Origin of the sequence: Pseudomonas sp. 8O (assembly GCF_902506495.1) — a bacterium.
GTDB lineage: Bacteria > Pseudomonadota > Gammaproteobacteria > Pseudomonadales > Pseudomonadaceae > Aquipseudomonas > Aquipseudomonas chaetocerotis.
In genome coordinates, this window is sequence record NZ_LR733265.1 from 1376466 (window position 1) to 1398472 (window position 22007).

A 22007-nucleotide genomic window follows, 5' to 3' on the forward strand; every position below is an offset into this window, starting at 1 on the left:
GTCTTGTTGTGACCAATAGTTCACGCCAGGTCACTAACTATCTGATTGACCGAGGACAAGGAAAGCCCCTGCCGACCGCTCGTCTGCCAGCGCCGTTATTCACTCCCGGAGGCCAGCTTGACGGCCCCGCGACGCTGTCCGGAGCTACGGATGCAATTGCGTCCTGCGGCCTTGGCGCTGTAAAGCGCCTTGTCCGCCTCCTTGATCACTTCCTGCGGCGTGCGCTGCTCGGCCTGACGCTCGGCGACGCCCATGCTCACGGTCACCGACACCTCGCTGGCGGCCTTGCCGGCCCGGCGCTGCTTGCCTTCACGGTCATCACGCGGGCGGCTTTGCGGATCACGCAGTTGCATGCGGTACTGCTCGATGGACAGACGTACTGCCTCGATGTGCGGTAGAGATTGCTCCACACTCTTGCCGGGAAACAGCAAGGTGAACTCCTCACCGCCATAGCGATAGGCCTTGCCGCCACCGCCAACCTTGCGCAGTTGACCGGCGACCAGACGCAACACCTGATCCCCCACATCATGGCCGTGGGTATCGTTGAATTTCTTGAAGTGATCGACGTCGACCATGGCGATCACATAGTCGCGCCCCAGGCGCTGCAGGCGCTCGTTGAGCGCACGCCGGCCAGGCAGCCCGGTGAGCTCGTCACGGAAGGCCATCTGGTAGGCCTCGTGCGCCACGGCAGCCACCAGCATGAGCATCACCATGCTGATCATCACCTGCAACGCGTTGGCCAGGATGAACACCTGCGGCAACATCCACAGCAGACCGCACAGCCCCACCAATTGCGCCGCATGCAGCGGCCTGGGCTTGCGCAGGTACTGCACTGACAGAGCGATGAAAGCGAGCAGGAACGCCAGATAGACCAGTTGCGCCAGGTTCATCCAGGCGCCATGCAGCGACGGCCAGTGAATCTGTGCCAGCCAGTCGGCGATACCCTGTGGATAACGGCGCGCCAGGCCGAAGGCCACCGCGCTGACTGCCAGCAGGACCAGGGCGCGAGCGAGCATGTCCTGCGCCAGGTGCGAGCGCTCCTCCCAGCAGCCGTAGAGGGCGTAAAGCAGCGGCAGCAACAGGCAGATCAGATGGAAGACCAGAGCCGCGTCGCCCCGTACCTGGCCGTTGTCACGAAAGTGATCGACCTGGATATCCAGCAGGAAGTAGCCGACATACAGCGCCAGCAGCAGGAAAACTTCCCGCTGACGGCCATAGACCAGGCAGAACGCACCGCCGAGCAGTAACAGCAGTGTCGGTAATACGTTGAACAGGGAAATGAAGAACTCGCTCAGCACCGGCAGCAGAGCAGCCACGATCCCACCGGCCAGCAAGGGCAGCGACGAGAAGAAATGACTGAGGCGCAGATTGGCCGGACGGATCACGCTGATATCCTTTGCGAGAGATGAAGGCATTCTGCCTGCTTAGACGCTTGAAAACAGCGACAGGATGCGACATTCCCTTCAGTGCCCGGCGCAAAAACGACAACGCCGCCCCGAGGGGCGGCGTTGTGATTCAACCGAAAGAGATGGCTCAGAGCCAGTCTTAGAAGCCCAGAGCGAAGTGCTCTTCTTCCATCTCCATCAGGTTGCTGGCGCCCGACAGCATGGCTTCGACATGCGTACGGGTGCGCGGCAGGATGCGCGCGAAGTAGAAGCGAGCGGTCTGCAGCTTGGCCTTGTAGAAAGCCTCGTCATCAGTACCGGCAGCCAGCTTCTCGGCAGCCAGACGCGCCATGTCGGCCCAGAAGTAGGCCAGGCAGGCGTAGCCGGAGTACATCAGGTAGTCCACGGAGGCGGCACCGACTTCTTCGCGATCTTTCATCGCGGCCATGCCGATCTTCATGGTGATGTCGCCCCACTCCTTGTTCAGCTTGGCCAGCGGCTCGACGAATTCCTTGACGGAATCGTTGCCTTCGTTGGCCTGGCAGAACTTGTGGACGATCTTGGTGAAGTTCTTCAGAGCGCCGCCCTGAGTCATCAGCACCTTGCGGCCCAGCAGGTCGAGCGCCTGAACGCCGGTAGTGCCTTCGTACATCATCGAGATGCGGCAGTCGCGCAGGTTCTGCTCCATGCCCCACTCGCTGATGAAGCCGTGGCCACCGTAGATCTGCATGCCGTGGGAAGCGGCTTCGAAGCCCACTTCGGTCATGAAGGCCTTGGCGATCGGCGTCAGGAAAGCCAGCAGTTCGTCGGCGGCTTTCTTCTCTTCTTCGTCCTGGCTGTGCTGGACGATGTCCACCTGCTTGGCGGTGAAGTAGACCATGGCGCGGTTGCCTTCGGCGAACGCCTTCATGGTCAGCAGCATGCGACGCACGTCTGGATGCACGATGATCGGGTCAGCGGCTTTTTCCGGCGCTTTCGGGCCAGTCAGCGAACGCATCTGCAGACGCTCGCGAGCGTACTTGATGCCACCCTGGAAGCCGACTTCGGCATGGGCCAGACCTTGCAGCGCGGTACCCAGACGAGCGGTGTTCATGAAGGTGAACATGCAGTTCAGGCCTTTGTTGGCCGGGCCAATCAGATAGCCGGTAGCACCGTCGAAGTTCATCACGCAGGTGGCGTTACCGTGGATGCCCATCTTGTGCTCGATGGAACCACAGGAAACGGCGTTGCGCTCGCCTACGCCGCCTTCAGCATTGGGCAGGAACTTCGGCACGATGAACAGCGAAATGCCTTTGGTGCCAGCCGGTGCATCGGGCAGGCGGGCCAGAACGATATGGACGATGTTGTCGGCCATGTCGTGCTCACCAGCGGAAATGAAGATCTTGGTACCGGAGACCTTGTAGCTGCCGTCGGCCTGCGGTTCGGCCTTGGTACGCAGCATGCCCAGATCGGTGCCGCAATGCGGCTCGGTCAGGCACATGGTGCCGGTCCACTCGCCGGAAACCAGTTTGGTCAGGTAGGTGTGCTTCTGCTCGTCGGTACCGTGAGCACCGATGGTGTTCATCGCGCCATGGCTCAGACCCGGGTACATGCCCCAGGACCAGTTGGCCGAACCAACCATCTCGCTGATGGCCAGGCCGAGCGACTCAGGCAGACCTTGGCCACCGTGCTCGACGTCATGCGCCAGGCTCGGCCAGCCGCCTTCGACGAACTGCTGATAAGCCTCTTTGAAGCCGGTCGGGGTTTTCACGCCGGATTCGCTCCAGGTGCAACCCTCGGTGTCACCCACACGGTTCAGCGGCGACAGCACCTGCTCGCAGAACTTGGCGCCTTCTTCGAGGATGGCATCGACCATGTCCGGAGTGGCGTCCTGGCAGCCAGGCAGGCTCTGGTAGTGCGCTTCATAACCCAGCAGCTCGTCACGAACGAAACGAATGTCACGCAAGGGGGCCTTGTAGTCAGGCATAACGGTAAACCTCTGCGGTGGATTCCTAGTAGTTGGGGTGACCGTCTTGGCGGTCGCTCTCGGGATCAGTCCCGGCTGCCTGGCCGCGCGGTTGCGGCCAAAGCAATCAAACAGGCGTTTGAAACATACGTTTACGCCAACCCCTTGTCAAGCGCTGCCAATCGGCCGACTACGCGACCAGATCGATGCGAGGCTCCGGCGCCGGCAACTCGCCCAGACGCCGATACAGATCAAGATTAGGCGCTGGCGGCAGAGCCTGCTGCGACTGCTCGGCGGGCTGCTCATCCGCTTGTCTGGCTTGGTCACGCGCCTTGCGCTGCTCGATGGCGTTGGTAGCTTCTTCTCGTCGCTGCTCGGCCAGTTCGACGCGCGCCTGCGCCGCCTGCGACTGAGCCAGAGCAGCTACACGCAGGTCCTGCGGGGAAGGTTCGATGGGCGCGAGCGCTGCACGCAGGACGATTTCCATCTTGCGCAGCGTCGCTTCGGGATCGTTGGGGACGGGAGCGGTATCGATGCTGACTTCACCGGAAACGGCGTATCGCTGCCCATCAGGGCCGCGTTTGAAGCTGTAGGTGGGCGCACCGGCGTATTGCCCGCCCACAGCAGCGTGCGCCTGCTCGTGGGTGCGCACCTCGCGGTCACGTTGCACGAGATCGGCGATTTCCAGCTGCTGCTGGCGCTGCTCCTGAGGGCTTGGCTCGGGCTCGCCTGCGCGCGTCGATGAGTTGGTATCGCGATCCGCCTCTTCTCGGCCGGAGGCAGCGGAGTCGGCCTGCTGCTCCTGTGGCGCGGCGACAGGCGCCTGGTCGGCACGGGCAATATCAGGGGAAACATCGGACGACAGCGGTCTCGCCGAACTGGCGGACGGCGCGGGGGTGAAAGGTGGCAGGCTACTGCCGATCTGCATGAGCGCCCTCCTGCCCCGCTGCTGGCCGCATCCGCGCGGCCGCGCTGAGACGATTTAAGCGCGGGTATCGATCAAGGTGCCCAGGACCTCGTCAGCCGTGTCGACGACGCGCGCGTTGGCGCGCACTTCGTTTTCACCGACGCGCAACGCAACGAGGCTTTCGGTCAGGTCGGGACGGCTACGCTCGGAAATCTCTGAGCTCGGGTTGACCTGGTTCTGCGGCGGGGTCTGGGTGGCCTGCTGAGAGGGGTTGATGGTGTTGCTGGCGATACCAGCGGCTGCCTGTTCGACACGGCGTTGCCCGGCCTGAATACCGTTCAAACCCGAATTGAATGCGTTGGCGGAGATTTCCATCGGCAGCCCCCTGAGGGATGTAGAACCTAATGGCGGGTATTGAAGCAGAAAACGGCTAAAAAACGTACAGGCAAAAGGCTATGGTCACTTTACTGTTTATTACCAGTCTGCCAACAACTCGAGATTGAGGTGTTCCGCTACTGCTGCGGCCGTCGCTTTGCCCAGGTGCGGCACCCGCCCCAGGCACGGCGCTGGTAGCCGCTCGCTGAGGGTGGCGAGATTCTCCTCCAGGCGTGAGGTCTTCGGCTCGACGATATTGGCCACCCAGCCGGCCAGCCTGAGCCCGTCCCGCTCGATGGCTTCGGCACTGAGCAATGCATGGTTGATGCAGCCCAGGCGCACACCCACCACCAGAATCACCGGGATACCCAGCGCCATGGCCAGGTCCGACAGGTTTTCCTCGCCGGCCAGCGGCACACGCCAACCACCCGCGCCCTCCACCAGCGAGAAGTCTGCACCCTTGGCCAGAATCGCCTGTACCGGCGGCAGCAGGCTGGCAACATCCAGTTTGACGTCTACCTCACGGGCTGCCAGATGCGGGGCAATGGCCGGCTCGAAGGCCAGTGGGTTGACCTCGTCGTAGCGCAGCGGCAACGAACACTGGGCGAGCAAGGCCAGCGCGTCGTCGTTGCGCAATCCGTCGGCGGTTCGCATGCAACCGGAAGCGACCGGCTTGGCCGCTACGGTGCTCAGACCCTGCTGGCGCGCCGCATGGAGCAGGCCAGCGGCGATAGTGGTCTTGCCGATTTCGGTGTCCGTTCCGGTGACGAAGTAGGCTTGGGTCATCTGATCCCCCGTGGGAGCGAGCTCTGCTCGCGAAGCTTTTTGGCGAGCGAGGCTCGTTCCTATGAAGGTTTCTGCAGCACGCCGTACACCACCTGATAGGTCGCCGGCAGCCCTTGCGTCTGGCGAAAACGCTCGTAGGCCTCGATCAGCGCGCGAATGCGTGAGCGCCCGGTCAACCCGCCCGGTCGTCCCGGGTTGAGGTTGTGCGCGCCGAGATCCTTGAGCGAGGTGGTCAGGCTGCGCAGATCCGCGAAGTGCAGCACCTCGGCCTGGCGCTGTAACATCAGCGGTTGCAGGCCGCTGACCGCACATATCTGCTGGTAATCCTCGAAGCGGCGAAAGCGATTGACGTGGACGAAACAATCGACCGCCAGCCAACTGTCACGCAGCTCTTGCAGGGTGCCGACGCACAGGCTGGAAAACGCCAGCACACCACCGGGGCGCAGCACCCGCTGCGCTTCGCTCAACACGTTCGGGAAATCGGCACACCATTGCAGCGCCAGGCTGGAGAACATCAGGTCGACGCTGTCACCTTGCAGCGGCAGAGCCTCGGCATCGCCAGCGATGAAATGAGCAGCGCCACCTTGAGGCCTGGCATGACGCAGCATGCCTTCGGCGATATCCACCGCCAGCCCTTCGCCTTGTGCATAACGCTCGGCCAGAGCGCGGGTGAAATAGCCCGTGCCGCAGCCCAGGTCCAGCCAATGACGCGGCTGCAGCGAGGCCGGCAAACGCACCAGCAGCTGGGTGCCGACGTTGCGCTGTAACTCGGCCACCGCATCGTAGCTTTCTGCCGCGCGGGAAAACGACGCGGCGACCTGGCGCTTGTCCGGTAACGCCGCATCACCGCAGGGTGCGCTGTGCGCACCAAGGGATTGGTAAAGCGGGTCCATACCACGTACCCCACGCAGCTCAGACATCATTGGCCTCGCAGATGAAATCGAGCATCAAGGCCGCCAGAGCATCCGCCTGGTGGAGTACGAAGGCGTGACCACAATCTTCCAGCACGTCCACCTCACCCGTTGGCAACAGCGCCAGCAGCGCATCACCCGCTGCAGCCGGCACCAGCGCATCCTGCTCGGCCAGCAGGTGCAATTGCGGCCCGGTGAAAGCCGCCAGCGCCACGCGATTGTCGAGAGTCGCCAGCAAGCGCAGCCCGGCCAGCAAGGATGGCTCGTCGCTGGACGCCAGATGGTTCTGCAGCTGTCGTGACAGGCCGCGTGTGTCGGCGCTGCCCTGGGCACAGAGCATGGCGAAGCGCTTGAGGGTCGCGCCAGCATTCTCCTGGCAGTCCTGATAGAAGGCTGCGTAAGTCTGCGCCGGCATTGCCGGCGGCCAGGCATCGCTGGCGACGAAACAGGCGTTGCTGGCCAGGGTGATCAGGCCACGGCAGCGCTCGCCACGACGTGCAGCCAGGGCTGCCGCCAACATGCCGCCAAGCGACCAGCCGGCCAGCCAGCAGTCATGTGGCAAGCGCGTATCCAGCTCGTCGAGCCAATCGGCCGCCGCCGCACTGCTCAGTCGCGGCAGGGCCGGCACCTGCACCTGCATATCGCTACCCAGCGCCTCGGCCAGCGGTTGCAGTACGGCGCCGTTCAGGCCCCAGCCCGGCAACAGAATCAGCGTCTCACGCATCGATCTGCACCTGTGGCCAACACTCGGCAAGCGCTTCGAGCAGCAGCTCAAGCTGCGCATCGCTGTGCGCAGCGGACAGCGTCACGCGCAAGCGGGCACTACCGGCAGGCACGGTCGGCGGGCGGATGGCGCCGACCAGCAGGCCGCGATCCTTGAGCAGGGACGAGAGTTTCAGCGCCCGCGCGCTGTCGCCCACCAGAATCGGCTGAATCGGCGTGGGACTGTCCATCAAGCTCAGGCCGATTTCGGCAGCGCCCTGACGAAAGCGTGCGATCAGTCGGTTCAGATGCTCACGACGCCAGCTTTCGCTGCGCAGCAGCTCCAGGCTTTTCAGCGTGGCGCAAGCCACGGCCGGCGGCTGACTGGTGGTGTAGATGTAGGGGCGGGCGAACTGGATCAGGGTCTCGATCAGTTCCTCGCTGCCGGCGACGAATGCGCCGGCGGTACCAAAGGCCTTGCCCAGCGTACCGACCAGCACCTGCACGTCATCCTGGCCCAGACCGAAGTGCTCGACGATACCGCCGCCGGTGGCGCCCAGTGGGCCGAAGCCATGGGCGTCATCGACCATTACCCAGGCCTGCGTGGCACGCGCCTCGGCACACAATGCCGGCAGATCGGCCAGATCGCCGTCCATGCTGAACACGCCATCGGTGACCACCAGACAGTTGCCTGTAGCCTTGCGCAGGCGGTTGGCCAAGCTGACTGCATCGTTGTGCAGGTAGCGCGAGAACCGCGCGCCACAAAGCAGGCCGGCATCGAGCAGCGAGGCGTGGTTGAGACGGTCCTGCAGCACGCTGTCGCCCTGCCCGAGCAAGGCGGTGACGACCGCCAGGTTGGCCATGTAACCGGTAGAGAACAGCAACGCACGCGGCCTGCCGGTGAACTCGGCCAATGCTTCTTCAAGTTCATGGTGCGGCGTGCTGTGGCCGATAACCAGATGCGAGGCACCGCCACCGACGCCCCATTTTTCCGCGCCCTGCTGCATGGCACAAATCACCTCGGGGTGGTTGGCCAGGCCGAGATAGTCGTTGGAACAGAAAGCCAGCAGTTCCTGATCGTCCGCGCGCACCTGCGGCCCCTGTGGGGTCTGCAACAGCGGGCGCTGGCGGAACAGATCGACGGCCTGACGCTCGGCCAGGCGGGCGGATAAATCGAAAGGCATATGCATACCCTGTAGGAACCGACTTGCCGCTGTCCGACGTCTCGGCGATCAACGGCAATCGCCAGCAAGCTGGCCCCTACATAAACAGCGGTTTAGGCCGAAGCGGCGTTGTAGAACAGCTTGGAATCGCGCTGCTCGACCAGCGCCTGCTCGATGGCCGCCTGGTGCACCTCATCGGCATGCTCTTCGCGCTCTTCGGGTTTGATACCGAGGCGCTTGAACAGGGCCATGTCCTTGTCCGCCTGCGGGTTGGCGGTGGTCAGCAGCTTCTCGCCATAGAAGATCGAGTTGGCGCCAGCCATGAAGGCCAGGGCCTGCATCTGCTCATTCATCGCTTCGCGGCCCGCGGACAGGCGCACGTGGGACCTGGGCATCATGATCCGCGCCACGGCCAGGGTGCGGATGAAATCGAACGGGTCGACGTCCTTCTCCTCGGCCAGCGGCGTGCCCTTGACCTTGACCAGCATGTTGATCGGCACGCTTTCCGGATGCTCCGGCAGATTCGCCAGCTGGATCAGCAGCCCAGCGCGGTCGTCAACCGACTCCCCCATGCCGAGAATGCCGCCAGAACAGATCTTCATCCCCGCTTCGCGCACGTAGGCCAGGGTCTGCAGGCGCTCGCCGTAGGTGCGGGTGGTGATGATGTTGCCGTAGAACTCCGGCGAGGTATCGAGGTTGTGGTTGTAGTAGTCCAGCCCCGCTTCGGCCAGCGCCTGGGTCTGCTCCTGATCGAGACGACCGAGGGTCATGCAGGTTTCCAGGCCGAGCTTCTTCACGCCTTTGACCATCTCCAATACGTAGGGCATGTCCTTGACGGATGGATGTTTCCACGCCGCGCCCATGCAGAAGCGCGTGGAACCGATGGCCTTGGCCTCGGCGGCCGCCTCCAGCACCTTCTGCACTTCCATCAGTTTTTCCTTGTCCAGGCCGGTGTTGTAGTGGCCGGACTGCGGGCAGTACTTGCAGTCTTCCGGGCAGGCACCGGTCTTGATCGACAGCAGGGTCGAGACCTGTACGCGGTTGGCATCGAAGTGCTGGCGATGCACGCTTTGCGCCTGGAACAGCAGGTCGTTGAAAGGCTGCTCGAACAGCGCGCGAACCTCGGCGAGGCTCCAGTCGTGGCGGGTGGTGATTGCAGCGGTTGCGCTCATCTGAGAAGTCCTTCGACGCTTGGTGGCATCTGTTGTCAGGCCCACACGGGGCATTCAGGCTTTGGCCATCATAAGTGGCGATTGGATGCTGTCAACCACAACAAAGACACAGGTTTACGTATGATCAATTATTGACCAATAGAACTTATGTCATGGCACAAGGCCAAATGCTTACCCCTCCCACAGGATGTTCTGCATGCAGGTTGAAGGTTTTTTCGAAGGGCTCGGCGAAGCGCTGGGTCGCGCCATCCGTTTCATCGTCGACATGCTGTCCGGCGTGTTGGGTGCCATGGCCGATGCCATCGACGACTTTCTCCATGGCCTGGCCAGGGCCATTGGCATGGACGTGTCGATCTTCAGCATCATCCTGCTGATCATCGGCCTGCTGTTTCTGTTCAGCGGCGCTCGTTCGCTGTTGCGCGGCTCGATCATCGGCGGGGTGATCTGGCTGTTTCTCGGTCTGATCGTAATGGGCTGGCTCATCCGCTGACGCTGACTAAACTCCAGGCACCACTGCTCATGGACGAGCTGCCATGTCGCCATTCGATCTCGCCTCACTGTCACGCCTTGCCTGGCTACGCCAACGGCGTCATTGCCAGCTTTGCGACGAAGCCACCGACCACCCCACGCACAACATCTGCACCGCCTGCGAGACCGAGTTGCCCTGGCTCGGAGCGCAATGTCAGATCTGTGCGGTGCCAATGCCGGCACACGGCATGATCTGCGGCGCCTGCCAGAACAAGCCGCCGAGTTTCAGCCGTGTGGAAGCGCCCTGGCGCTATGCCTTTCCCGTCGACAACCTGATCACCCGCTTCAAGCACCAGGCGCAATGGCCATACGGCCGTCTGCTCGCTGAACTACTGGCCGAACACCTGCGCCATGCCTTCGATGAAGGGCTGCCTCGCCCACAGGCGCTGCTGCCGGTGCCGCTGGCCCGCAAGCGCCAGCGACGACGCGGCTTCAATCAGGCACAGATGCTCGCCGACTGGCTGGGTACCAGCCTGAAGCTGCCGGTGCAAAATGACTGGCTCCAGCGCCGCGTCGATACACCCGCACAGCAAGGGTTGGATGCCGCAACGCGCAAGCGCAATCTGCGTCAGGCCTTCAGCCTGGAACTGCAAGCCAAGGTCGCCGGCGCTCATCTGGCGCTGGTCGACGACGTGCTCACCACAGGCGCCACGGCGGGCGTGCTCGCCCACCTGCTGCGTCGCGCTGGCGCCCTGCGCGTCGATGTGTATTGCCTGGCACGTACGCCACGGCCGGGCGATGGCTGACTTGACGCGCCTGGCGCAGTCACGCACCGTGCCCGACATCCTCCCTGGCAACGCCTGAACCATGTCGCAGCTCGATTCCATCGCCCAATTGCTCAGCCGCCGCCCGAAACGCCTGGCCCTGCTCGAGCAGATCGCCGAACAAGGCTCCATCACCCGCGCCGCCAAAGCCGTCGGGCTGAGCTACAAGGCGGCCTGGGATGCCATCGACGAGCTGAACAACCTGTCCGAGCAGCCCCTGGTCAGCCGCAGCGTCGGAGGCAAGGGCGGCGGTGGCGCGCGCCTGACACCCGCTGGCGAACGCCTGCTGGCGCTGCAGCAACGCCTGCAGGTATTGCAGACGCAACTGTTGCAGGCCGCCGGTGACGATGCCGACCTGGAGCTACTCGGCCGCCTGATGCTACGCACCAGTGCGCGCAACCAACTGACCGGTCGTGTACGCGCGATTCACACCCACGGGCACAACGACCTGATCGATATCGAACTACCAGGCGGCGGCCACCTGCAGGCGCAGATCACCCATGACAGCACGGAAAACCTGCAACTGAGCGAAGGCAGTAACGTGGTAGCCCTGATCAAGGCTGGATGGCTGGAATTGCAGCCACTACAGGCTCCTCGTGCCGAACAGCACAACGCACTCGAAGGCCGCATCGAAAAGATTCTGCCGGCCAACGACGGCCCCAGCGACGTGCGCATCAGTCTGCCCGGCGGCCAGACCCTGTGTGCCCTGATCGAATCCGCTCGGCTGGCCGAGCTGGGCCTGCGCGTCGGTGATCCGGTGCGCGCGCAGTTCGCCGCCAGTCAGGTGCTGCTCGGCACTCAACTATAGGGCGGGCGCCACCCGCTAATAGCGCTAACGGCGGGTTACATCCGCCCTACGTTTAGCGCAAGCCGGTAGACTGGGCGCCCACTCACGCGGAGCCGCTCATGAGTCATCCTTTTTCCACCCTCACCCCGGATCTGGTGCTTGATGCCGTGGAGAGCATCGGCTACCTCAGCGACGCCCGCGTATTGGCACTCAACAGCTACGAGAACCGCGTCTATCAGGTAGGCATTGAGGGCGAAACGCCGCTGATCGCCAAGTTCTATCGCCCGGATCGCTGGAGCGATGCGGCGATCCGCGAGGAGCACAGTTTCAGTGCCGAGCTGGCCGAGCATGAGGTCCCGGTGGTGGCGCCACAGGCGCGCGATGGCGAGACACTGTTCGAGCACGGCGGCTTCCGCTTCGCCCTGTTTCCCCGTCGTGGTGGCCGCGCACCGGAGCCGGGCAATCTCGAGCAGCTGTATCGCCTCGGCCAGTTGCTCGGACGCATGCACGCCATCGGCGCCAGCCGTCCTTTCGCTCATCGTGAAACCCTGGCTGTGGACAACTTCGGCCATGCAGCCCTGGCCTCCCTGCTCGACGGCGGTTTCGTGCCGCGCAGCCTGCTGCCCGCGTACGAATCGGTAGCGCGCGATCTGCTCGCGCGCCTCGATGAACTGTTCGCCCGCGTACGCTATACACCGATTCGCCTGCATGGCGATTGTCACCCGGGCAACCTGCTGCACCGCGATGACGCCTTCCATGTCGTCGACCTCGACGACTGCCGCATGGGCCCGGCTGTGCAGGACCTGTGGATGATGCTGGCCGGCGAGCGTCATGAGCGCCTCGGCCAGTTGGCCGAACTGGTCGACGGCTACCAGGAATTCCACGACTTCGCCGCCCGCGAGCTGCCGTTGATCGAAGGCCTGCGCGCCCTGCGTCTGATGCATCACAGCGCCTGGATCGCCCGCCGCTGGGACGACCCGGCGTTCCCCCTGGCCTTCCCCTGGTTTGCCGGTGAACGCTACTGGGGCGATCAGATTCTCTCTCTGCGCGAACAGATGGCCGCACTGGACGAAGAGCCGCTGAGACTGTTCTGAGGCGCCATCTCGATGCCGTCAGGTAGGGTGCGCCGCTCGCACCGCTGACTGCCCAAGCGGCGGCAAGGGTCAGCCACTGCCCAGATCATCGCGGGACTGATCATCAGCCCGCACAGCGCGCCGACCGATACAGTTGCACACGCCGCGTAAAGTTTGCCTTACGACTTTGCCGGCGCTGCGGTGTACGGAAAAAGCTGAACGAACAGACAAGGCAGCGGACAGAGCGCTAGAATTTCGCGGCAACCGTTAGTTGCCTAACCAAGGATTCTCGATGGCTACCGCCAACCCGCAACGCGGGTACATTCTGGGTCTCACCGCCTACATCATCTGGGGCCTGTTCCCCCTCTACTTCAAAGCCCTGCAAAGCGTGCCGGCGATGGAGATCATCGTGCACCGCGTGCTCTGGTCCGCGCTGTTCGGCGGCCTGCTGCTGCTCGTCTGGAAGCACCCTGGCTGGTGGCGCGAGCTGCGCGACAACCCCAAACGCCTGGCAGTGCTGGCCGGCTGCGGCCTGCTGATCGCGACCAACTGGCTGGTGTACGTGTGGGCGGTGAACAACGACCGCATGATCGAAGCCAGCCTGGGCTACTACATCAACCCGTTGATCAACGTGTTGCTCGGTCTGCTGATTCTCGGCGAGCGCCTGCGTCGCCTGCAGTGGCTGGCCGTCGCACTGGCCGCACTGGGCGTGCTGCAGCAGCTATGGCAGGTCGGCAGCCTGCCCTGGGTGTCGCTGGTGCTGGCGCTGACCTTCGGTTTCTATGGATTGATCCGCAAACAAGCGCCCGTGGCGGCACTGCCCGGGCTGGTGGTGGAAACCTGGCTGCTGGTGCCGGTGGCGCTGGCCTGGTTGGTTCTGCACCCTACAGCGATGAGCAGCCAGGCCAGCTTCTGGACCAGCAGCGAGGCACTGTGGCTGGCCGCCGCCGGGCCGATCACCCTGGTGCCGCTGGTGTGCTTCAACGCCGCGGCGCGGCATCTGCCGTACACCACGCTAGGCTTCCTGCAATATCTGGCTCCGACCCTGGTGCTGCTGCAGGCCATCCTGCTGTTCGATGAGCACTTCTCGCCGAGCACCCTGCTCGCCTTCGCCTGCATCTGGGCCGGACTTTTTGTATACAGCCTGGATATCTGGCTGAACCTGCGCAAGCGCTCGAACGCTTAACCCGGCGGTGCGCACGGCCACCCTACGGGGGTTCGCGAACACCGTAGGGTGTCGCGGGCCCACCTAGGCCGTGTGCACCGGCTTTCCTGCTAGCGCTCGCTGAACAGAAAACATCCACCCAGCGCCAAGCCTCGCCAGCCCTGGCGCGGCGCCTGTCATCCGCGGCTTATCCACAGATCCATCCCCGATATTTGTGCACAAGCCATTGATCCTGCTGAATTTTTAGCCAGCCAATGAAAAGCCCCGGGGCACTAGGTAGTGCGCCGGGGCTCCCCAGTTTATCCACAGGCTGATCCACCTATGCCGTGGATATCAATCCTCGGCGCGCAGATTCAGCTCCACCATCAGGTCATCGGCCAGGGTTTCCAGGCGTGCCTGCAATTGCTCCAGCGCCAGCGTCTCCGGCACGGCCAGCAGCGCTTCGGCGGTGAACAGCAACTCGCCGCTCATTGGCGCTGGCGCCACCTCGGTCAGCAGGCTCTCCAGGTTGACGCCCTGCTCGGCCAGCACACGGGTGATATCGCGGACGATACCGGGCCGGTCGTTACCCACCAATTCCAGACGAATCGCGGTGAAGCGCCCGCCCGGTTCGCTGCCGCTCGCTGCCAGTTGCACACGAATGCCCTGTGCACTGAGGGCTTCGAGCTCCTTGATCAGGCCACCATGGGCCTCGGCCGGCACATCCACCCGCACGATTCCGGCGAACTGCCCGGCCATGCGCGCCATGCGGCTCTCCAGCCAGTTGCCGCCATGGTTGGCCACGCAGCCGGCCAGACGCTCGACCAGACCCGGTTGATCCTCGGCAATCACCGTCAGTACCAGATGGTCCATGTACTACCTCACTCGTTCACAGGATTAGGAAGGTCAGCCGCGTAGCGACAACCAATAGGTGAAGAACTGCTCGTCACGCACATAGCCAAGCCGCTGGTAAAGGCTCTGACCGGCCAGATTGGTCTTCGCCGTCTCCAGTTGCAGACCGCAGGCGCCGGTCGCCTCGGCATGCGCGCGAGCGGCATTCATCAGCGCCTCGCCAACACCCGAACGGCGCGCGCTTTCGTCGACATACAGATCGCTGAGCAACCAGGCCGGTTCCAGCGCCAACGAAGAATGAAAGGGATAAAGCTGCACGAAGCCCTGCGCGGCGCCCTGCTCGTCGCGGGCGATGAACAACTGTGAATCCCCACGCTGCAGGCGCAGGTCAAGGAAAGCGGCGATCTCCGCCTCGTCGCGCGGCACTTGATAGAAGCGCAGATAGCCAGCAAACAGACGGGTGAGATCGCCAAGGTCGGCAGCAACAGCAGCAGATACCGTCATGGCGGGCTCCAGGATGCTCGAGAAAACAGTATAGGCGAGGAGGCGTAGGCCATATTGGCGCTGTTGTCAGTAGTCAGCCCAATTAATCGTGTACGGTTTTGATTATTTTATGGAACAATAGCGCACTTTTTTGCACACATAGCGTATTGATCGTGACCATAAATAGTCTTTTGGTCGCAGACTGACGCTACCCCGCTGCATTTACCCAGGTTCTTGATGTAGTATGCCGCGCTTTGGACTACAAGACGGAAAACCCGTCGCCAAAGCGGCTATTGAGTAGAGCTCAGAGAGAGTGAGGCAAGTGATGACTGAACGCGTTCAAGTCGGCGGCCTGCAGGTCGCCAAAGCCCTGTACGACTTCGTGAACAACGAAGCCATTCCCGGTACCGGCATCGCTGCCGACAAGTTCTGGGCCGGTGCCGCTGCGGTCATCAAGGACCTGGCGCCGAAGAACCGTGCCCTGCTGGCCAAGCGCGACGAACTGCAGGCGCAGATCGATGCCTGGCACCAGGCGCGCAAGGGTCAGGCCCATGACGCCGCTGCTTACAAGGCCTTCCTCCAGGAAATCGGCTATCTGCTGCCGGAGCCGGAAGACTTCCACGCCACCACCACCAACGTCGACGAAGAAATCGCCCGCCTGGCCGGCCCACAGCTGGTGGTACCGGTGATGAACGCGCGCTTCGCCCTGAACGCCTCCAACGCCCGCTGGGGCTCGCTGTACGACGCGCTGTACGGCACCGACGTGATCAGCGAAGAAGGTGGCGCCGAGAAAGGCAAGGGCTACAACAAGGTCCGCGGCGACAAGGTCATCGCCTTCGCCCGCGCCTTCCTCGACGAGGCCGCACCGCTGGCTGCCGGCTCGCATGTCGACTCCACTGGCTACGCCATCGTCGACGGCAAACTGGTCGTCGCCCTCAAGGGTGGTAGCAACAGCGGCCTGCGTGACGACGCGCAACTGGTCGGTTTCCAGGGCGAGGCCAGCGCGCCGATCGCCGTGCTGCTCAAGCACAACGGCCTGCACTTCGAGATCCAGATCGACGCCTCCAGCCCCATCGGCAGCACCGACGCCGCTGGCGTGAAAGATGTACTGATGGAAGCGGCGCTGACCACCATCATGGACTGCGAAGACTCCGTCGCGGCCGTCGATGCCGATGACAAGGTGGTGGTCTACAAGAACTGGCTGGGCCTGATGAAAGGCGACCTGGCCGAGCAAGTATCCAAGGGCGGCCAGACCTTCACCCGCACCATGAACCCGGATCGCGTCTACACCAAGCCGGACGGCTCCGAGCTGACCCTGCACGGCCGTTCGCTGCTGTTCGTGCGCAACGTCGGTCACCTGATGACCAACCCGGCCATCCTCGACGCCGAAGGCAACGAGATCCCGGAGGGAATCCAGGACGCGCTGTTCACCAGCCTGATCGCGGTGCACAACCTGATCGGCAACACCAGCCGCAAGAACACCCGCACCGGCAGCGTGTACATCGTCAAACCGAAGATGCACGGCCCGGAAGAAGTCGCCTTCACCAGCGAGATCTTCGCCCGCGTCGAGGATGTGCTGGGCCTGGCCCGCAACACCCTGAAAGTCGGCATCATGGACGAAGAGCGCCGCACCACCGTCAACCTCAAGGCGTGCATCAAGGCCGCCAGCGAGCGCGTGGTGTTCATCAACACCGGCTTCCTCGACCGTACCGGTGACGAGATCCACACCTCCATGGAAGCCGGCGCCGTGGTGCGCAAGGCCGCCATGAAGAGCGAAGCCTGGATCGGCGCCTACGAGAACAACAACGTCGACGTCGGTCTGGCCACCGGCCTGCAGGGTCGTGCACAGATCGGTAAGGGCATGTGGGCCATGCCGGACCTGATGGCGGCTATGCTCGAGCAGAAAGTCGCGCACCCGCTGTCCGGCGCCAACACCGCCTGGGTTCCGTCGCCGACCGCCGCTGCCCTGCACGCACTGCATTACCACAAGGTCGACGTGTTCGCCCGTCAGGCCGAACTGGCCAAGCGTGCACCTGCTTCGGTTGACGACATCCTGACCATTCCACTGGCCAAGGACACCAACTGGAGCGCAGAGGAAATCCGTAACGAGCTGGACAACAACTCGCAAGGCATCCTCGGCTACGTGGTGCGCTGGATCGACCAGGGCGTCGGCTGCTCCAAGGTGCCGGACATCAACGACGTTGGCCTGATGGAAGACCGCGCCACCCTGCGCATCTCCAGCCAGCTGCTGGCCAACTGGCTGCGCCACGGCATCGTTACCGAAGCGCAGGTGGTCGAAAGCCTCAAGCGCATGGCGCCGGTGGTGGATCGTCAGAACGCCAATGACCCGCTGTATCGCCCGATGGCCCCGGACTTCGACAACAACGTCGCCTTCCAGGCCGCGCTGGAGTTGGTGATCGAAGGCACCAAGCAGCCCAACGGCTACACCGAGCCGGTGCTGCACCGCCGCCGTCGCGAGTTCAAGGAAAAGAACGGCCTTTAAGTCGCGCATCCTGTAGGAGCGGATTTATCCGCGAAAGCTGCACCTACGAGCCAATAAAAAACCGCCTGCGAGGGCGGTTTTTTATTGGTTGCGGCGCCGCCTTGTGGGAGGCGCTTTAGCGGCGACTTTGGTGTACAACGTCGCGGCTAAAGCCCCTCCCACAGCCCTGTAGCCCGGATGCAATCCGGGGATGCCGGCCCCGGATTGCATCCGGGCTACGCCTCCTCTCCCCCTACTTAGGTGCAATGGGCAACAGGCCCGGCCAGGGCCACACTGACAACATCCCGAAACTGCGAGGCGCACGCCCATGAGCAAGGCCGACGCGATGGCCGATGCGGGCAAGACAGCGGTGCTGCAGAACATCCACGGCACCATGGAGTTCCTGCAGAAGTTCCCGCCTTTCAACCAGATGGACACCGCCCACCTGGCGTTTCTGGTCGAGCACTGTCAGCTGCGCTTCTATGCCGAGGGCGATTCGATCATCAAACCCAGCGATGGCCCGGTCGAGCACTTCTACATCGTCAAGCAGGGCCGTGTGCATGGCGAGCGCCCGCACAGCGCCCGGCGTGGCACGGAAACCACTTTCGAGATCACCGCCGGCGAGTGCTTCCCGCTGGCTGCGCTGATCGGCGAGCGCGCCACGCGCACCGAGCACCTGGCCGCCGAAGATACCTTCTGCCTGCTACTGTCCAAGCTTGCCTTCGTCAAACTCTTCGCCGTTTCCAACCCGCTGCGCGACTTCGCCCTGCGCGGGGTCAGCAGTCTGCTCGATCAGGTCAATCAGCAGGTGCAGCTGCGCGCAGTGGAAACCCTCGGCGCGCAGTATTCGCTGGATACCCGCCTGGGCGAACTGGCCATGCGCCAACCCATCGGCTGCGCCCCCGACACGCCGCTGCGTGATGCCGTGCGCATGATGCACGAACAGCATGTGGGCAGCATCGTGGTACTCGACCCGGCCGACAAACCGCTGGGTATCTTCACCCTGCGCGACCTGCGCCGAGTGGTGGCCGACGGTGTCGACCTGGCCCAACCCATCGACAACCTGATGACGCCCAACCCCTTCCACCTGGCACCGGATGCCAGCGCCTTCGATGCCGCTATCGCCATGACCGAGCGGCATATCGCCCACGTCTGCCTGGTGGAACACGAAAAGCTGTGCGGGGTGATTTCCGAGCGCGATCTGTTCAGCCTGCAGCGTGTCGACCTGGTGCACCTGGCGCGCACCATCCGCCATGCTGGCAAGGTCGAGACTCTGGCCGGGCTGCGCAGCGACATCCGCCTGCTGGTCGACCGCATGCTCGCCCACGGCGCCAGCTCGACGCAGATCACCCATATCGTCACGCTGCTCAACGACCACACCGTATGCCGGGTGATCGAGCTGACCCTCGAGGACATGGGCGATCCAGGCATACCCTTCACTTGGCTGTGCTTCGGCAGCGAAGGCCGTCGTGAGCAGACCCTGCACACCGACCAGGACAACGGCATTCTCTTCGAGGCCGAGAGTGCCAGCGAGGCCACTGCCATTCGTGAGCGCCTGCTGCCGATCGCGCGCGAGATCAATCAGCGCCTGGCGCAATGTGGCTTTACCCTGTGCAAGGGCAACATCATGGCCGGCAACCCGGAGCTGTGCCTGTCGCGTCAGGAATGGTCGCGGCGCTTCGCCGGCTTCGTCCTCGAAGCTACGCCGGAGAATCTGCTGGGCTCATCGATCTACTTCGATCTGCGCACCATCTGGGGCCCGGACGAAGGCTGCGAGCAACTGCGTGAGGCATTGCTCGGCCGCGTCGCCAGCAACAGCCTGTTCCAGAAGATGCTGGCCGAGAACGCCCTGCGTCAGCGCCCACCGGTCGGGCGCTTCCGCGATTTCGTGGTGGCACGCTCCGGCGCCGACAAGGACACCCTCGATCTCAAGGTGCAGGGCCTGACACCCTTCGTCGACGGCGCCCGTTTACTCGCACTGGCCAACGGCATCAGCGCGGTCGGCACCCTGGAACGCCTGCGCGCGCTGGTCGCCAAGGGCGTGATCGACGCCCTGGACGGCGCCGCCTATGAAGAGGCCTACCACTTCATTCAGCAGACGCGCATGCAACAGCATCAGCTGCAGGCACGCGACGAGCTACCCTATTCCAACCGGGTCGACCCCGACCACCTCAACCACCTGGACCGGCGTATTCTGCGCGAGTCGTTCCGCCAGGCGCAGCGCCTGCAGAGCAGCCTGACCATGAGGTATCAGTTATGAGCAAGTTCACCTGGTTCACCGGCCGTGGTCCGGCCCTGACCCAGCAGCAGCTGCAACGCCGCGATGCTCTGAGTGCGCCGGCGCCGTTCGACGAACGCCCGTTGCACCAGCAGCGCCTCGTCGTGCTCGATCTGGAAACCACCGGCCTGAACATGCGCCGCGATCAGGTGCTGGCCATCGGCGCGGTGGTGATCGACAACGGCGCCATCGACTTCGCCGAACAGTTCGAATGCACGCTGCACCGCCCCGATCACCAGGCCAGCGCCAGCACCCTGATCCACGGCATCGCCCCCAGCGAAGTGGCCCGTGGCGTGGACCCGGCTGAGGCACTGCTGGATTTCATGGAGTTCGTCGGCAGCAGTCCGCTGCTGGCGTTTCATGCCGAGTTCGACCAGCGCATGCTGGCCCGCGCACTGCGCCAGAGCCTGGGCTATCGCCTGCAGCACAGTTTCTTCGATGTCGCCGAAATCGCTCCGCTGCTGTGCCCGCAATCGCGCATTCGCCAAGGCGGGCTCGATGAGTGGGTCGCCGAATTCGGCCTGCAGGTGCACCAGCGTCACAACGCCAGCGCCGACGCTCTGGTCACCGCCGAGCTGGCACTGATGCTGTTTAGCAAGGCGCGCCGTCAGGGCATCGACACCCTCTGCGAACTGGAGCGCCAACTGGCCAGCCAGCGGCGGCGCCAGCACGCCATGTAAACAGGCGCCGCGTAGCCACGTAGGGGGATCGGGGCGCGTAGTCGACGCTCTTTTATCCACCTCGAGGGCAACAAACCTGGTGAATGGGTGAAGCGTCATCCACCCTACGAAGCTTATTCACAACTTCAAGGTGCGCACAGCGTCCCCTACGGACTGGCCCGGCGTCGGCAGACCATATACAGCGCATCGCCCGCAAGCGGGCTCCTACGACGCAATCCCCCGTAGGAGCCGGCTTGCCGGCGATCCATCTTTGCCGCGCTAAAGATCGCGCATCAGCAATCCATAATCCAACCCCACTTCCGCCGGCAACGGCAGGTACAGCACATGGCCGTCGCCCGGCGCCACTTGCTGCGCCTGCCCCTGTGCGCTCTCCAGTTGCTCCAGGGCGAAACGTAGATTGCCCTGCGGCGTCATCAACTCCAGCCCATCACCCACAGTGAAGCGATTCTTCACCCTGACCTCGACCAGTTCGCCACGGCGCTCGCCGGTCAGCTCACCGACGAATTGCTGACGCTCCGCAAGCGAGCAGCCGCGCTCGTAGTTCTGGTATTCGTCATGCACGTGGCGGCGCAGAAAGCCCTCGGTGTATCCACGATGCGCCAATGACTCCAGGCTCCCAAGCAGGCTCGGATCGAAAGGCTTGCCAGCCAGTGCATCGTCGATGGCGCGGCGATAGACCTGCGCGGTGCGTGCCACGTAGAAGTGGCTCTTGGTGCGCCCTTCGATCTTCAGTGAATGCACGCCCATGCGCACCAGCCGCTCGACGTGCTGCACCGCGCGCAGGTCCTTGGAGTTCATGATGTAGGTGCCGTGCTCGTCTTCGAAGGCGGCCATCTCCTCGCCCGGACGCCCGGCCTCTTCCAGCACGAAAGCCTGGGTCGTCGGTGCGCCCTGACCGAGGGTTGGGTCGACCACACGGACGATCTCGCCCAACTCGTTCTCGGCCGCAGGCGTGGCCTGGTACTGCCAGCGGCAAGCGTTGGTGCAGGTGCCCTGGTTGGGGTCGCGGCGATTGATGTAGCCCGACAGCAGGCAGCGCCCGGAATAGGCCATGCACAGCGCGCCGTGGACGAATACCTCCAGCTCCATGCCTGGCACCTGGCTACGGATCTCCTCGATCTCTTCCAGCGACAGCTCACGCGACAGGATCACCCGCGTCAGCCCCTGCTGGCGCCAGAACTCGACACTGGCCCAGTTCACCGCATTGGCCTGCACCGAGAGGTGAATCGGCATCTGCGGGAAGTGCTGGCGTACCAGCATGATCAGACCCGGATCGGACATGATCAGCGCATCCGGCGCCATCTCGATCACCGGCGCCAGGTCCTTGAGGAAGGTCTTCAGCTTGGCGTTGTGCGGGGCGATGTTGACCACCACGTAGAACTGCTTGCCCTGGGCGTGCGCCTCAGCGATGCCGAGAGCCAGGTTGGCGTGGTCGAACTCGTTGTTACGTACCCGCAGGCTGTAACGCGGCTGCCCGGCGTACACCGCATCGGAGCCGTAGGCGAAGGCGTAGCGCATGTTCTTCAGGGTGCCGGCTGGCGACAACAGTTCGGGAAAACGGGGCATGACCGCAAGCTCGAAAAATCAGGG

The 22007-nt window shown here is 63.7% G+C and carries 20 protein-coding genes; 8 read left to right on the forward strand and 12 right to left on the reverse strand.

Going from position 1 to position 22007, the window contains the following annotated elements; genetic code table 11:
- Positions 1 to 95: 95 nt before the first annotated feature.
- From GV002_RS19875 to bioB, 9 genes are all read right to left on the reverse strand, one after another.
- Positions 96 to 1415 carry a GGDEF domain-containing protein gene (locus tag GV002_RS19875; RefSeq protein WP_372241840.1) on the reverse strand — a complete coding sequence of 440 codons (1320 nt, stop codon included), beginning with the start codon at positions 1413 to 1415 and terminating at the stop codon, positions 96 to 98.
- Positions 1416 to 1545: 130 nt separating this feature from the next.
- On the reverse strand, positions 1546 to 3351 hold the full coding sequence (locus GV002_RS19880) for a phenylacyl-CoA dehydrogenase (RefSeq protein ID WP_108233804.1): 1806 nt from the start codon (positions 3349 to 3351) through the stop codon (positions 1546 to 1548).
- A gap of 169 nt (positions 3352 to 3520) precedes the next feature.
- On the reverse strand, positions 3521 to 4258 hold the full coding sequence (locus GV002_RS19885) for a putative metalloprotease CJM1_0395 family protein (protein WP_160019983.1): 738 nt from the start codon (positions 4256 to 4258) through the stop codon (positions 3521 to 3523).
- Positions 4259 to 4312: 54 nt separating this feature from the next.
- Positions 4313 to 4612, reverse strand: a complete 300-nt coding sequence (locus GV002_RS19890; protein WP_160019984.1) for a hypothetical protein — start codon at positions 4610 to 4612, stop codon at positions 4313 to 4315.
- A 99-nt stretch (positions 4613 to 4711) separates the two neighbouring features.
- Positions 4712 to 5398, reverse strand: a complete 687-nt coding sequence (gene bioD / locus GV002_RS19895) for a dethiobiotin synthase (protein WP_160019985.1) — start codon at positions 5396 to 5398, stop codon at positions 4712 to 4714.
- 59 nt (positions 5399 to 5457) lie between these two features.
- Positions 5458 to 6291 (reverse strand): malonyl-ACP O-methyltransferase BioC, encoded by an 834-nt coding sequence (gene bioC / locus GV002_RS19900; protein ID WP_160020212.1) that lies wholly within the window; start codon positions 6289 to 6291, stop codon positions 5458 to 5460.
- 19 nt (positions 6292 to 6310) lie between these two features.
- On the reverse strand, positions 6311 to 7033 hold the full coding sequence (locus tag GV002_RS19905) for an alpha/beta fold hydrolase (protein WP_160019986.1): 723 nt from the start codon (positions 7031 to 7033) through the stop codon (positions 6311 to 6313).
- Complete coding sequence (gene bioF / locus GV002_RS19910) at positions 7026 to 8195, reverse strand: 8-amino-7-oxononanoate synthase (RefSeq protein WP_160019987.1); 1170 nt, start codon at positions 8193 to 8195, stop codon at positions 7026 to 7028. Before bioF ends, GV002_RS19905 begins: the two co-directional genes overlap by 8 nt.
- Positions 8196 to 8287: 92 nt before the next feature.
- Positions 8288 to 9346: a biotin synthase BioB gene (bioB, locus tag GV002_RS19915; protein ID WP_160019988.1), complete on the reverse strand. Its 1059-nt coding sequence runs from the start codon at positions 9344 to 9346 to the stop codon at positions 8288 to 8290.
- A 196-nt stretch (positions 9347 to 9542) separates the two neighbouring features.
- On the opposite strand from bioB, the gene GV002_RS19920 reads away from it, so the two are divergent.
- From GV002_RS19920 to rarD, 5 genes are all read left to right on the forward strand, one after another.
- Positions 9543 to 9836, forward strand: coding sequence for a hypothetical protein (locus GV002_RS19920; RefSeq protein ID WP_072424965.1), 294 nt, complete (start codon positions 9543 to 9545; stop codon positions 9834 to 9836).
- A 43-nt stretch (positions 9837 to 9879) separates the two neighbouring features.
- Entirely contained in the window at positions 9880 to 10620 is a 741-nt protein-coding gene (locus GV002_RS19925; protein WP_160019989.1) for a ComF family protein, read from the forward strand.
- A 61-nt stretch (positions 10621 to 10681) separates the two neighbouring features.
- Complete coding sequence (locus GV002_RS19930) at positions 10682 to 11446, forward strand: TOBE domain-containing protein (protein WP_160019990.1); 765 nt, start codon at positions 10682 to 10684, stop codon at positions 11444 to 11446.
- Between the two features lie 98 nt (positions 11447 to 11544).
- Positions 11545 to 12519, forward strand: a complete 975-nt coding sequence (locus tag GV002_RS19935; protein ID WP_160019991.1) for a serine/threonine protein kinase — start codon at positions 11545 to 11547, stop codon at positions 12517 to 12519.
- A gap of 271 nt (positions 12520 to 12790) precedes the next feature.
- Entirely contained in the window at positions 12791 to 13684 is an 894-nt protein-coding gene (rarD, locus tag GV002_RS19940; protein WP_160019992.1) for an EamA family transporter RarD, read from the forward strand.
- Positions 13685 to 13996: 312 nt separating this feature from the next.
- Here the strand turns inward: rarD and GV002_RS19945 are convergent, their stop codons facing one another.
- Both GV002_RS19945 and GV002_RS19950 read right to left on the reverse strand, forming a co-directional pair.
- Positions 13997 to 14515 (reverse strand): glycine cleavage system protein R, encoded by a 519-nt coding sequence (locus GV002_RS19945; RefSeq protein WP_074855414.1) that lies wholly within the window; start codon positions 14513 to 14515, stop codon positions 13997 to 13999.
- Positions 14516 to 14548: 33 nt separating this feature from the next.
- A complete protein-coding gene (locus GV002_RS19950) occupies positions 14549 to 14998 on the reverse strand; it encodes a GNAT family N-acetyltransferase (protein WP_160019993.1) in 450 nt (149 codons plus the stop codon).
- 304 nt (positions 14999 to 15302) lie between these two features.
- Here GV002_RS19950 and GV002_RS19955 point away from each other — a divergent pair, with 304 nt between their 5' ends.
- From GV002_RS19955 to GV002_RS19965, 3 genes are all read left to right on the forward strand, one after another.
- Positions 15303 to 17480 (forward strand): malate synthase G, encoded by a 2178-nt coding sequence (locus tag GV002_RS19955; RefSeq protein WP_160019994.1) that lies wholly within the window; start codon positions 15303 to 15305, stop codon positions 17478 to 17480.
- A 307-nt stretch (positions 17481 to 17787) separates the two neighbouring features.
- On the forward strand, positions 17788 to 19719 hold the full coding sequence (locus GV002_RS19960; RefSeq protein WP_160019995.1) for a putative nucleotidyltransferase substrate binding domain-containing protein: 1932 nt from the start codon (positions 17788 to 17790) through the stop codon (positions 19717 to 19719).
- The gene (locus GV002_RS19965) at positions 19716 to 20417 is read left to right on the forward strand and encodes a PolC-type DNA polymerase III (RefSeq protein WP_160019996.1); all 702 of its coding nucleotides are present in this window, start codon (positions 19716 to 19718) and stop codon (positions 20415 to 20417) included. The genes GV002_RS19960 and GV002_RS19965 overlap by 4 nt, the downstream gene beginning before the upstream one ends.
- Positions 20418 to 20675: 258 nt before the next feature.
- Here the strand turns inward: GV002_RS19965 and yegQ are convergent, their stop codons facing one another.
- Positions 20676 to 21983 (reverse strand): tRNA 5-hydroxyuridine modification protein YegQ, encoded by a 1308-nt coding sequence (gene yegQ, locus GV002_RS19970; protein ID WP_160019997.1) that lies wholly within the window; start codon positions 21981 to 21983, stop codon positions 20676 to 20678.
- Positions 21984 to 22007 lie beyond the last annotated feature (24 nt).